The 12,119-nt window shown below is 68.7% G+C and carries 9 protein-coding genes; 5 read left to right on the forward strand and 4 right to left on the reverse strand.

What is annotated here, in order from left to right; genetic code table 11:
- Positions 1-116: 116 nt before the first annotated feature.
- From grxC to D7X12_RS01255, 4 genes are all read left to right on the forward strand, one after another.
- Positions 117-374, forward strand: a complete 258-nt coding sequence (gene grxC, locus D7X12_RS01240; RefSeq protein WP_120623425.1) for a glutaredoxin 3 — start codon at positions 117-119, stop codon at positions 372-374.
- Between the two features lie 98 nt (positions 375-472).
- The gene (locus tag D7X12_RS01245; RefSeq protein WP_120623426.1) at positions 473-904 is read left to right on the forward strand and encodes a hypothetical protein; all 432 of its coding nucleotides are present in this window, start codon (positions 473-475) and stop codon (positions 902-904) included.
- A gap of 194 nt (positions 905-1,098) precedes the next feature.
- On the forward strand, positions 1,099-2,481 hold the full coding sequence (locus D7X12_RS01250) for an FHA and sigma-54 interaction domain-containing protein (protein WP_120623427.1): 1,383 nt from the start codon (positions 1,099-1,101) through the stop codon (positions 2,479-2,481).
- Positions 2,482-2,528: 47 nt separating this feature from the next.
- Positions 2,529-3,746: a hypothetical protein gene (locus D7X12_RS01255; RefSeq protein WP_120623428.1), complete on the forward strand. Its 1,218-nt coding sequence runs from the start codon at positions 2,529-2,531 to the stop codon at positions 3,744-3,746.
- A gap of 91 nt (positions 3,747-3,837) precedes the next feature.
- On the opposite strand, the gene smc is transcribed toward D7X12_RS01255, so the two are convergent.
- Positions 3,838-7,446 carry a chromosome segregation protein SMC gene (gene smc, locus D7X12_RS01260; protein ID WP_120623429.1) on the reverse strand — a complete coding sequence of 1,203 codons (3,609 nt, stop codon included), beginning with the start codon at positions 7,444-7,446 and terminating at the stop codon, positions 3,838-3,840.
- Between the two features lie 360 nt (positions 7,447-7,806).
- Here smc and D7X12_RS01265 point away from each other — a divergent pair, with 360 nt between their 5' ends.
- Positions 7,807-8,460, forward strand: a complete 654-nt coding sequence (locus tag D7X12_RS01265) for a TapB family protein (protein WP_244224273.1) — start codon at positions 7,807-7,809, stop codon at positions 8,458-8,460.
- A 7-nt stretch (positions 8,461-8,467) separates the two neighbouring features.
- On the opposite strand, the gene D7X12_RS01270 is transcribed toward D7X12_RS01265, so the two are convergent.
- From D7X12_RS01270 to D7X12_RS01280, 3 genes are all read right to left on the reverse strand, one after another.
- Positions 8,468-9,709, reverse strand: a complete 1,242-nt coding sequence (locus tag D7X12_RS01270) for an ATP-binding protein (protein WP_120623431.1) — start codon at positions 9,707-9,709, stop codon at positions 8,468-8,470.
- Between the two features lie 68 nt (positions 9,710-9,777).
- Complete coding sequence (locus D7X12_RS01275) at positions 9,778-11,157, reverse strand: hemolysin family protein (protein WP_120623432.1); 1,380 nt, start codon at positions 11,155-11,157, stop codon at positions 9,778-9,780.
- A gap of 11 nt (positions 11,158-11,168) precedes the next feature.
- Positions 11,169-11,984: a tetratricopeptide repeat protein gene (locus D7X12_RS01280; protein WP_120623433.1), complete on the reverse strand. Its 816-nt coding sequence runs from the start codon at positions 11,982-11,984 to the stop codon at positions 11,169-11,171.
- Positions 11,985-12,119 lie beyond the last annotated feature (135 nt).

Here is a 12,119-nt window from a genome sequence, read left to right on the forward strand (position 1 = left end):
TTTCAAGGGGTCCGCAGGCCAGCAGTCAGGCGGCCCCGTGGCAAGCCGCGCAACCGGCCCTTGGTTTTGGCATCTGGACTGAAAGTCATTCCCCCACCGCGACGAAGGAGGATTCCGTGAAGCCCGTGAAGATCTACACGACGACCTATTGTGGTTTTTGCGTGCGCGCGAAGGACCTGCTCAAGCGCAAGGGCGTGGACTACACCGAGGTGGACGTCACCGGTGATGACGAGGCCCGCGCGAAGCTGGTGGAGATGAGCGGCGGCCAGCGCACCGTGCCGCAGATCTTCATCGGCGACACGCACGTGGGCGGCTATTCCGACCTGGCGCAGCTGGACAAGGAGAAGCGCCTGGATCCGATGCTGAGCGCCTAGGGCAGCCAGGCGGCCGGGCCCCGGGTCCGGACGCCGTCGCCTGCCGGCGTGCATAACTTCCCGCCAACGGCATTCACCCCTTCACGGGAGGAAACACCATGGCGGGCGGACAGGAAGTCACGGGGACCCGGGACGAACACCACGACCTCATCAGCACGCTCTACCACCTGCTCAAGGGTGCGTCGGTGAGTGAGACGTACCTGCGCGACGCGGAGGCTGCGGGCGACCAGGAGCTGGCGCAGCTCTTCCGCGACTGGCAGGACGAGCAGCGCAACCTGGCCGAGCGCGCCAAGAACCTGCTGGGCGCGCGCATGGTGAACGCCCAGGCCGGCACCGGCCGCGCCGCCAGCGCCCCGGCTTCGTCGAAGGGCAGGGGCAGGGGCGCGTCGTCGCGGCAGGAGGTCCCCACCCGCGAGGTGAAGGGCCCCACGAACGCCAGCGTGCGCTCCGGCGGCAACCCGGACGACGACGCCGTGGATGAGCAGTCCAAGGAGTCCTTCCCCGCGAGCGATTCGCCCGCGAAGTACTGACGCGCGAGGACACGGGCGGAGGCAGGGGGCGTGGCCGCCACGGCGGCCCCCATTTGTCTTCATCTTCAACGGACGATTCCGAGCCCACTTCTTCCACTTGCCCCCTGTGTCCAGTCCCCCCTAAACAGGCGGGACCAGGGCGGGGAGGGGTGCTTTTGCCCCCCGCGACCCGTTGAGATGAGGGGTCAGGGACCATGATTGACAGGCCGGATGTCACGGAAACCGTCCATGCGGAGCGCGAAGGACAGGCCACCCGGGTCCCCCTCCATGAGTGGACGGTGGAAGTGGTCGGAGGCCCTGACAAGGGCAAGAAGGTCACCACCCAGGACTCGCTGGTGCGCGTGGGCTCGGATGCCGCGGGCGACCTCGTGCTGAGCGACCCGACGGTGAGCCGCCGCCACCTGGAGGTGGAGCGGCTGGCCCATGGCCTGCTCCTGCGCGACACCGGCAGCCGCAACGGCACGTTCCTCGACGGCCGCCGCGTGCTCCAGGCCTTCGTCACCAGCGGTGACAAGGTGGAGCTGGGCAAGACGAAGCTCGCGGTGCGGGTCGCCACGCGCGCGACGGAGGTGGAGGTCACCGGCACGGAGTCCTTCGGGCAGCTCGTGGGCAGCTCGGAGAAGATGCGCTGGGTCTTCACGGAATTGCGCCGCATCGCGCGCGAGGACATGAACCTGCTCGTCGAGGGTGAGACGGGCACCGGCAAGGAGCTGGCCGCCCGCGCGGTGCACCAGCACTCGCTGCGGCGCCACGGCGCCTTCAAGGTCGTGGACTGCAACCTCATCTCCGAGGAGAAGGCGGAGCGCGAGCTGTTCGGCGGCCTGCGCGCCGGGGAGAACGAGGACAAGGGCGCGCGCGGCATCTTCGAGGCGGCCCGGGGTGGCACCCTCTTCCTGGATGAAGTGGGCGAGCTGCCCATGTCCGTGCAGGGCAAGCTCTTGCGTGTGCTGGAGACGCGCGAGGTGCCGTCGCTGGACGGCCAGCCGGTGGCGGTGGACGTGCGCGTCATCGCCTCCACGCACCGCAACCTGGAGGAGGACGTGCGCCAGGGTCGCTTCCGCGCGGACCTCTACTTCCGGCTCGCGGTGGCGCGCGTGCGGCTGCCGCCCCTGCGCACCCGGCGCGACGACATCCCCACGCTGGCGCAGGCCCTGTCGCGGGGCATGAAGGCGGCGCTGGAGCTGACGCCGCAGACGCTCGCGCTCTTCGAGGGCTACGACTGGCCGGGCAACGTGCGCGAGCTGCGCAACGTGCTGGAGCGCGGCGCCCTGATGCAGGAGACGGGCAACACGAGCTGGCTGGACTTCCTGGCGCACACGCCCAAGCGCGCGGAAGGGGCCGAGCCCACCACCAACGTGGCCGCCATCGTGAGCGGCATGCCGTACCACGAGGCGAAGGACCGGGTGCTCGCGGACTTCGAGCGCCTGTACTTCGCGGAGATCATGCGCGAGGTGGCCTTCGACATGAAGGCCGCGGAGCAGCGCACCGGGCTGTCGATGCAGAGCCTCTATCGCTTGTTGAAGAAGAACGGGCTTCGTCTCAAGGACCTCAAGAATGCCGAGGGCCTGGAGAAGTGAGTGCCCACCCGCAGTCCCCCACCACCCGACCGGGAGAACCCCTCACCATGCTGAGACGTCTCGCCGTTGCCTCCGTCCTCTTCACCGCCGCCTGTGCCGGTTCGCAGAAGACCGGTGACGCCCCCGCCGAAGGTCAGAAGCAGCTGACGAAGGAAGAGCGGCTGCGCATCACCAACCAGCCTCCCTTCGACCTCGCGGCCTGCTTCCCGCGCGAGCAGACCCTGCCGTCCCCCGCCAACGAGGGCGTCATCGTGGGCGCGCTCTTGAGCGTGCGTCCGAACGTGCTCGAGTGCCTGGTGGACCCGGGCAACCGCGGCCCCGCGGCCAGCACCAAGGTGACGGTGAAGACCACCGTCAACGCCCAGGGCGGCACGCACGCCATCACCGGGGAGAACCTCACCCCGGCCGGCACGCAGTGCATCCAGCAGGTGCTGGACACGCACGTGAAGCCCGCGCCGCTGGCGGCGGACGCCAAGCCGGTGGAGGCGACGTACGCGTACGACCACGCCACCGCCAACAACCCCTCCGTCACGATGGGCATCAACGAGGGCTCGGACTTCTCCGGCGCGGTGCGCCTGGCGGAGAAGAGCTGGTGCGAGTGCTTCACCGGCTTCAAGGCGACGACGCCGCCGGTGCTGGCCTCCGACATCCACATCATGAAGGGCCAGCCGACCCCGTCCGAGGTGACGTTCAAGCCCTCCGGCAGCACCGAGGGCGACCAGCTCGCCGCGTGTCTGAAGACGAAGGTCGCGGCGCTGCCCGCGAAGACGACCGCGGAGCTGAAGTTCCCCTTCCGCTTCGTCTTCTTCAACTCCCAGGCCCCGGTGGAGACCGCCGCCAGCCTGCCGCCGGAGCTGCGCTTCTTCCAGCTGGAGCTGGCGCGCACCCAGGCCGCCGCCGCGTCCGCCATCTCCTTCGGCGCGCGCACCAACGCGGCGGAGACGTATGACGCCGTCGTGCAGAAGTACTCGAAGACGAAGGACTACAAGCTCTTCGACGAGCTGTCCGCCAAGTGCTCCGCCCTGGTGGAGTCCGCCACCGCGTGGGTGACGGCGCTCAAGACGCAGGAGACGGTGGACCAGACGACGCTCGCCCTGGTGCAGGAGCTGAAGACCAAGGAGGAGAGCTGGGCCCCGGTGGAGACCGCCAGCCAGGAGGCCCTCGCCAACACCCAGAAGGACCTGACGGCCGCCCAGCAGCGTCTGGCCGCGGACCAGGGCGCGTGCCCGAAGAAGAGCTACAACGCGGCGCCCAAGAAGAAGTAGGCACCGAAGCAGGCGCTGAAAAGCGAAACGGGCGCTCCGGGGGACTCTCCCGGGGCGCCCGTCTTCTTTTCCAGCGTCGCCTGCCGCGGAGCTACGACGCGGCGGGGACCTTGTCGTCGTTGTGCGCGGAGGCCTCGCGCATCTTCACGCTGACGAGCTTGGAGATGCCGGGCTCCTCCATGGTGACGCCGTACAGCGTGTCGGCGACCTCCATGGTGCGCTTGTTGTGGGTGATGAGGATGAACTGCGACTGGCGGCTCATCTCCTTCACCATGTCATTGTAGCGGCCCACGTTGCCCTCATCCAGCGGCGCGTCGACCTCGTCCAGGAGGCAGAACGGGGTGGGTTTGATGAGGAAGATGCCGAAGATGAGCGCCACGGCGGTGAGCGCCTTCTCGCCGCCGGAGAGCAGGTTCACGCTCTGCAGCTTCTTGCCCGGCGGCTGCGCGACGATCTCCACGCCCGGCTCGCCGTTGGGGCCCTCCTGCGTCAGCACGAGGCTGGCGCGACCGCCGCCGAACAGGCGGGGGAAGATGGCCTGGAACTTGTCGTTCACCACGTCGAAGGTCTGCTTGAAGCGCTCGCGGCTCGTCGCGTCGATGCGGACGATGGCTTCGCGCAGCTGGCTGATGGACGCCTGGAGGTCCTGGCGCTGCGCGGACAGGAACTCGAAGCGCTTGGACAGCTCCGCGTGCTCGTCGATGGCGGTGAGGTTGATCTCCCCCATCTTCTCCACCTGCGCGCGCAGGTCCTTGAGCTCCCCCTCCACCTCCGGGGAGAGCGTGGGCAGCAGGTGGTACTGGTGCAGCTCCGTGGCCAGCTCCAGCTGGTAGCGCTCGCGGATGCCGGCGGAGAGGTGCTCCAGCTCCAGGGCAATCTCCCGCTCGCGCAGCGAAATCTGGGACAGGCCCTGCATCAGCTCATCCAGCCGGCCGCGCAGCTCGCGGAAGGAGGTGTCCTGCTCGCGGACCTCCGTCGTCGCGGTGGTGTGCGCCGTGCGGCGCGCCTCCAGCGCCTCCGCGGCCACGCGGTGCTCCTCCGCCCGCTGCTCCCGGGTGGACTCCAGCTCCGCGAGCCTGCGCTCCAGCGCCTCCACCTTCGCGCGGCCCTCCGTCACGGTGCCCTGGAGGCGGCTCGTGCGCGCCTCCATGTCCCGGCGCTGCGACACCAGGCTCTCCAGCTCCTTGCGCGCCGACTCGCCGCGCTCGCTGCCGGCGGCCACCTTCACGCGCAGGCCCATCAGGTCCGAGGACGCCGTGTCCGCGCGCTGGCGCAGCCCCTCCAGCTCGCCCGCGTACTGCCGCACGCGCTCCTCGCGCGCCTCGCGGTCCGCCTGGCCGTGGGCCACCTCGCCCCGGCTGGACTCCTCCTCGTGCGTGAGCGCGGTGTGGCTCTGGGTGAGCTGCCCCTCCTCCGCCTCCAGCGCGCGCAGCCGCTCGCGCACCTTGGACAGGTCCTCGCTCGCCTTGTGGAGGTCCTTCTCCTGGCTGGCCAGGTTGACCTCCTCCGCGTGCTGCTCCTTGCCCAGGCCCTTGAGGACGGTCTCCGCCTGCCCCATCTGCTTCTGGAGCGTGTAGTGGCGGGTGAGGATCTCGTTGTAGCGCTCCTCCACCCGGGCCACTTCGGAGGCCAGTTCGGCGATTTCGCGCTTCTTCTGGAGCGCGCCCACCGCCGCGCCCTCGCGCTCACCGCCGGTGATGGTGCCGTCGGCGCGGAAGACTTCACCCTCCAGCGTCACGAGCGTGCACGGCGTGGGGCTCCAATCCGCGTACTCCCGGGCCGCGAGCAGGTCCTGGACGATGACGACGTCGCCCAGGAGCAGCCGCATCACCGGCTCCAGCGCGGGCTCGCAGGACACCTCGCGCAGCGCGTGCGCGAGGACGCCCGGGCGCGACAGGTCCGGCTCCGCGAACGTCCGCGCCGCGTCCCCGGAGGGCACCGGCAGGAAGGTGCCCCGCCCTTCGGCGTGGCCCTTCAGGTACTCCACCAGCTCCAGGCCCTTGTCGCGGCTGTCGACGATGACGTGCTGGAGCCGCTCGCCGAGGGCGGCCTCCACCGCGCGCTCGTAGCGCGGCGACGTCACCGTGAGCACGTCCGCCACGAGGCCGAAGATGCCCTGATCCCGCGCGGCCTCCGCGGCGCGCACCATGACGGCGCGCACCCCCCGGTCGAAGCCGTCGTAGTTCTTCTGGATGTCCTCCAGGGAGGACAGGCGGCTTCTCTTGTCGCTCAGCTCCTCGCGCAGCGCGATGACCTGGACCTCGTTCTCCGTGAAGGCCTCGCGCGTGCGGGTGAGGGCCTCCTCCTCCTGGCCCCGGCGCTCGGCCAGCTCGGACGCCAGGTGGCGGGTGTCCTCCACGTGGCGGGCCGCCTGCGTGCGCACGCCGTCCAGCTCCTGCTCCTGGGCGCGCAGGGCCTCCACCTCGCCCGCGAGCTTCGCGCGGCGGGCCTCCAGGTCCGTGCGCTGGCGCGCCAGGTTGGTGAGGTTGCTCTCGTGGTTCGCAAGCCGCGTGGCCACGGCGACGAGCCCCGCCCGCTCCTGCTCCAGGCGCAGGGAGATCTCCGTCTGGAGCACGGAGACGCGGCGCTGCTCCTCCAGGGCCACCTGCATGGCCACTTCGTCTTCCTTGTACGACCCGGCGATGCCCGACAGCTCCGCCTCGCGGGCCGTCATGGTCTGCACCACCTCCGCCTGCCGCGCGAGCAGTCCGTCCAGCTCCGCCTGCGACTGGGCCACGCGCGCGCCCGTCTCCTCGAAGTCGCGCCGGCCGTACGCCAATTCCTGCGCGTCGCGCTGCACGGCGCTCTCCAGCGCGTGCACCTCCCCGGCGAACTGCTGGAGCGCCGTGCCCTCCGCGTCCAGCTCCGCGCGGCGCCGGGTGATGACCTCCTCCAGCTCCTTCACCCGGTCCAGGCCCTCGCGCTCCTCGCCGCCCAGGTTCTCCAGGCGCGACTGGAGCACGCCCTTCTCCGCCATCAGCTCCAGCGCGCGGTGGCTGGCCGAGTGCAGATCAATCTCCCGCATGCGCGCCTTGAGCTTGCGGTACTTCTCCGCCTTCTTCGCCTGCCGCGACAGCGTGTCGAGCCGCTTCTCCAGCTCGCCCGTGATGTCGTTGACGCGCAGGAGGTTGGCCTCGGTGGCCTCCATCTTGCGCTCGGCGGCCTTGCGGCGGGCCTTGTACTTGGTGACGCCCGCGGCCTCCTCCAGCAGGTGCCGGCGGTCCTCCGGCTTGCTGGAGACGATGAGGCCCACGCGGCCCTGCTCGATGATGGAGTAGGCCTTGGTGCCCACGCCCGTGCCGAGGAACAGCTCCGTGATGTCCAGCAGGCGGCACAGCGTCTTGTTGATGAGGTACTCGGAGTCGCCGTTGCGGAACAGGCGCCGGGTGACCGTGATCTCGGAGAAGCCCTGGTACTGCGGCGCCAGCGTGTCCGTGTCGTCCACGAGGAAGGTGAGCGACACCTCCGCCATGGACAGGGGCGGCTTGGACTCCGAGCCGTTGAAGATGACGTCCTCCATGCCCCGGCCGCGCAGGTTCTTCGCGCTCTGCTCGCCCATCACCCAACGGATGGCGTCCACGACGTTGGATTTGCCACACCCGTTGGGGCCGACGACGCCGGTGACGCCCTCGTCGAAGGAGAAGACGCTCCGCTCCATGAACGACTTGAAGCCGGTGATGTCCAGGCGCTTGATTCGCATTCCAGCGGGCTCCCTACGAGGCGACGGTGAGGCGGGATGAAAACGCGCGCGGGGCCGGAAAATCGGCTCCGCAGCGATCGGCAGGAGTACCAGCCACCCCACCGGTGATCAAGGGTGACACTGCAACGCGTGACCCTATGTCCAGTGCTACAGGCAGGGGAGCAGGCGACCTCGCACCACCCTTGCAAAGCAGACGTCCCACCCTACCTTGGGTCTTGACCTTTCTGGAGGCGGCCTACGTTTCAGCCCTTGTTCGCCCTGTCGCTCCTCGTGGGCGCGTCCCCGACGTCTCAGGTAGCACCCCGGTCTGACATGGTGGTGGCGGCAGCGCCGGCCCCCTGTCCAAACCCGTGGTTTCCCATGGAGGAGGGGCTGGCGCTGACGTACCGCGCCGGCCGCTCTTCGGAGCTGGTGTTGACGACGAAGGACGTCGTGCCGGCCCCGGACGGGACGGTGAAGGCCCTGCTCGCGGTCAGCCTCAAGGGGCGCAACGGCCAGACGGAGCTCACCTGTGACGCCCAGGGGGTGCGCACGGGGCTGGGCGGCCTGGAGGGCACGCTGCTGTCCGCGTCCGGCATGGACATGCAGGTGGTGAACATGGAGGGCGTCGCCGTGCCCGCCCCGTCGGTGATGGTGCCGGGCGGGACGTGGAAGAACAGCCTGTCGGTGAAGCTCCAGCCCCCGGCGAAGAAGGGCGGCCTGCGCCCCACCATCGCCACGACCTTCGACAAGGAGGCCACGGTGCTGGGCGAGGAGGAGATCACCGTCCAGGGTGGCACCTTCAAGGCGCTGAAGATCAAGAACATCACCACGGCCCGCGCCAGCCGCCCCGGCTCCGAGGGGCGCTCCATGGAGAGCCTGATGTGGTTCGCGCCGGACGTCGGCATCATCAAGCTGACCACGGACGGTGAGACGAACCTGGAGCTGCTCAAGGTGGACCGGCCCAAGGCCAAGGTGCAGCCGGCCGCGCTCAAGGGCGGCGCGAAGAAGGCCCCGAAGCCGACCAAGGGCTGATGAAGGCTCAGCCTCCGAGCGCGTAGTTTTCCAACAGCTCCAAGGTGCTCCGCACGGCCGGCTGCGCATTAAGAATGTAGACGGGCGTCTTGCGTGCCCAGGCCAGTCGCAGCGCTTCATAGAGAAGAGCATGCACGTAGCTCTGCGTGCATGTCGGGATGCCAACGAAATCCAGTGCGACCGCTTCACGTTTCAAGAGGCGGGGCACGAGTTTCTCTTCCGCGAAGGACTGAGCGCGGGCTGCATCCTCGACATGGGTGTGCTTGACGACGAACTTGAGGGTGCCTGCTGGCGGACTCTCGAACGAGAGCCATTTGTGGACGGCTCTTCGGGGAGTGCGCTCCTTGGCCCGTTGGCGGATGGTCTCTATCATCCCCTCGTAGTCCTGCTCTGCCTCAGCAGGCATTTCAAATGTCACCAAGGTTCCCGGGTAGCCCGCGCTTGCATCCAGGGTCATGCGTCCGTGGGGATCCTCGAAATGCGAGTCACCCTCAAGCTTCAACATGGCCCCCCGCGTCGCGACAACAAGACGGCCTCCCACAAGCTTGGTCATCTCCGCGATGAAAAACAGGCCCATGCCAGCGTTCTGGGAACTGCCGGTCTCCCCCTCATCAAAAGCACTAGAGATGTGCGGCCAGAGAGAACGCGCCAGGGCTTCCTTCGGATCTGTCAGCGCCTTGTGTCGCCCCTGGAGACTGGTCGGGATGCCAATACCCGCGTCAGCGACCGCAACCTGGACCATTGGCTGCGTCGCATTCCGTCCCCCACGGTTGAGTTGCGCCCCCACGATGCCTCCCAGGGGATCGTGGCTGTGCTGCACCACGTTTCGCAGTAGCTCGTTGAGCACGTAGTACAGCGTCCGGCGTGTATCCTCGAAAGCGGGCTCTGGGACCAACAAGCGCGAGATTTCATCCGAAGCGGGTTCGGTAGGAGCCTGCCGCTGGATACGCGCAAGCTTGACCGTCCTGCCCCTTTCACCAGGGGGAGAACTGGCGCGCCCCGGCACATCAATGACCCCCTCAAAGCCTACTGCCCGAGCAAACTGACACGAACCCGAATTGGGCTCGAACCGAACACGGAGTCGACCATCTCCATCTCGGCGGGACAGGGCCGCGATGGCGACCAAGCCCCACATTTCGATGGGATCGATTGAACCCAGATCCACGCTGGCCGGATCTGTCTCCAACCAGCGCAGCAGTGGAATCGGATCACTCAGCTCAGCCCGCATCGGCGCGATCAGCGGCGTCATCTCGTGCTCCTCAGCGCCCCGTCGGGCAAACTGTTCAGCCCTTCAACTACACCGCAATTCCTGCGAACTTAAGCCGTCTCGCCGGAGGGCGCGGGAGGCTCCGTCGGGCGGCTGCCGCCCGGCACCTGGGCGGCGGCGGGGCGCGACTGCGGCTCCACCGTCACGCGCACCACGCGCGGCCCCTCCACCTCCTCCACGAGGATGCGCCACATGTCGAGCTTGAGGTGGTCGCCCTTCTCCGGCACGCGCCCCAGCTTCACCATGAGGTAGCCGGCGATGGTGGTGACTTCGCCCTTCTCGTCGTCGCTGAGATCGAAGTTCACGTCGAGCTGCGCTTCCAGGTCGTCCAGCTGCGCGGTGCCCGGCAGTTCGAAGCGGCCGCCCGGCAGCGCACGCACCTCCTCCACGCGCCGCCCCAATTCCGCCACGTCGCCCACGACCTCCGCCACCACGTCCGCGATGGTGACGAGGCCGGACGTGCCGCCGTGCTCGTCCACCACCATGGCGATCTGCCGGCGCCGGCGGCGGAACTCCGTCAGCAGCTGCTCCAGCGTCGCGTTCTCCGGGATGAAGAGCACCGGCCGCTGCACCTGGGACAGGCTGCGCAGCTCGCCGCGCGACAGGAGGAAGAACAGGTCCTTCACGTTGACCACGCCCTCGACGTCATCGAGGTTGCCCCGGCACACCGGCAGCCACGTGTGTCCGGACGCTCTTGCGTCCACCACGTTCTTGTCGAGCGCCTCCTCCACGTCCAGGTAGCGCATCTGGTTGCGAGGAACCATCACCTGCCGGGCCGTCTTCTGCGCCATCTCCAGCGCGCGCTCCAGCAGCTCCGCCCGGGCCGTGGTGATGGCGCCCGCCTGCGCGGAAGAGTGCAGGATGATGCGCAGCTCCTCCTCGCTCGTGGCCTCGTGGGACTCACCGGCCGAGTGCAGGCCGAAGGCCTTGAGCACCAGGGACGCCAGCCAGTTGAGCAGCCGGATGGCCGGGTAGAAGAGGAAGTAGAACGCGCGCATGGGCAGCGCGACCGCGAGCGTCGTCTGCTCCGCGCGCTGGATGGCGAGGCTCTTGGGGGCCAGCTCCCCCAGCACGATGTGCAGGAACGTGATGATGCTGAAGGCGATGACCACCGCCGCGCTGTGCGCGAACGTCGGCGCGAAGCCCTCCGGCACGATGCGCGTCAGCACCGGCTCCAGGAGGTGCGCGAACGCGGGCTCACCCAGCCAGCCCAGGCCCAGCGACGCGAGCGTGATGCCGAACTGCGTGGCGGACAGGTACGCGTCCAGCTCGTTGACCATCTTCAGGGCCGTGCCCGCGCCGGGCGTGCCCTCGTCCACCAGCGACTGAAGCCGCGTGGCGCGGATCTTCACGATGGCGAACTCCGTCGCCACGAAGAAGCCGTTCGCGACGACCAGCAGCAGCGCCAGCCCCAGGAAAACCCATTCCATTGTGTGGTCCCTCAGAAGAGGGCTTCGAAGTCCGGATCGCCCTTGAGCACGTCGAACATGGGGTCGGCGGACAGCCAGCCCAGGACCTTCTGTCGGTCCGCCGCCAGCGCCTTCTGCAGGTACTGGACGGAGTCCTTCGGACGGCCCCACAGCGCGTACAGCGCCGCCAGGTTGTAGTTGAGCAACAGGTCTTCCGCATTCAACGCCCGGGCGCGCTCATAGGCGCGCTCCGCTTCGGCGTAGAAGCCCTTCTGGGCGTAGCAGATGCCCAGGTCCAGCTGCGCCTCGAAGTTGTCCGGCTCCAGCCGCACCACTTCCTTCAGCTGGGTGATGGAGGAGCGGTAGTCGCCCTCGTCCATCATCAGCGCCGCCAGCTCGTGCCGGGGGAAGGCGTCCTGCGGATCCAGCTCGATGGCGGACTGGAGCTCGCGCATCGCCTCCTCCACCCGCCCCTGGTCCGCGTACGTGAGGCCCAGGTTGAGGTGGGCGTCCGGGTACTCCGGATCCAGCTCGATGGCCTCCTTGTACTCCTCCACGGCCATCTCGCTGGCGTGGGTGGAGAGGAAGCAGGCCAGGTTGTAGTGCGCGGTGGCGCTCTCCGGCTCCAGCTTCAGCGCGGTGAGGTACTCGCCCAGCGCGTCGCGGAACTGCTTCTTCTCCGCGTAGACCGTGGCCAGGTTGTCGTGCGCGTGCGCCGACGTGGGGTCCAGGTCAATGGCCTTCCTGAACTCCTTGATGGCCTCGTCCAGCCAGCCCCGGTCCGCCAGCTCGATGCCGCGGGTGTTGTGCTCATCGGACAGAGCAATGTTGTCCTTTTCCCGGGCCATGGAGCGCGCGGCAATCTACGCGCCGCGCAATCACCCGTGCAAGGTAGAGTTTCCCCTTGCCCATGCGCCACGCCGCCCTGCTGCTCCTCCTGACGCTCGCCGCCTGCCATCCGCGCCCGGTCCCCCCCACCTCCC

It is taken from the genome of Corallococcus sicarius (assembly GCF_003611735.1).
GTDB lineage: Bacteria > Myxococcota > Myxococcia > Myxococcales > Myxococcaceae > Corallococcus > Corallococcus sicarius.

Coding starts and splice junctions, on each gene's coding strand:
- D7X12_RS01255 (WP_120623428.1), top strand. CDS start 2,529: ATGCTGAGACGTCTCGCCGTTGCCTCCGTCCTCTTCACCGCCGCCTGT.
- D7X12_RS01245 (WP_120623426.1), top strand. CDS start 473: ATGGCGGGCGGACAGGAAGTCACGGGGACCCGGGACGAACACCACGAC.
- D7X12_RS01265 (WP_244224273.1), top strand. CDS start 7,807: ATGGAGGAGGGGCTGGCGCTGACGTACCGCGCCGGCCGCTCTTCGGAG.
- D7X12_RS01275 (WP_120623432.1), bottom strand. CDS start 11,157: ATGGAATGGGTTTTCCTGGGGCTGGCGCTGCTGCTGGTCGTCGCGAAC.
- D7X12_RS01250 (WP_120623427.1), top strand. CDS start 1,099: ATGATTGACAGGCCGGATGTCACGGAAACCGTCCATGCGGAGCGCGAA.
- smc (WP_120623429.1), bottom strand. CDS start 7,446: ATGCGAATCAAGCGCCTGGACATCACCGGCTTCAAGTCGTTCATGGAG.
- D7X12_RS01280 (WP_120623433.1), bottom strand. CDS start 11,984: ATGGCCCGGGAAAAGGACAACATTGCTCTGTCCGATGAGCACAACACC.
- D7X12_RS01270 (WP_120623431.1), bottom strand. CDS start 9,709: ATGACGCCGCTGATCGCGCCGATGCGGGCTGAGCTGAGTGATCCGATT.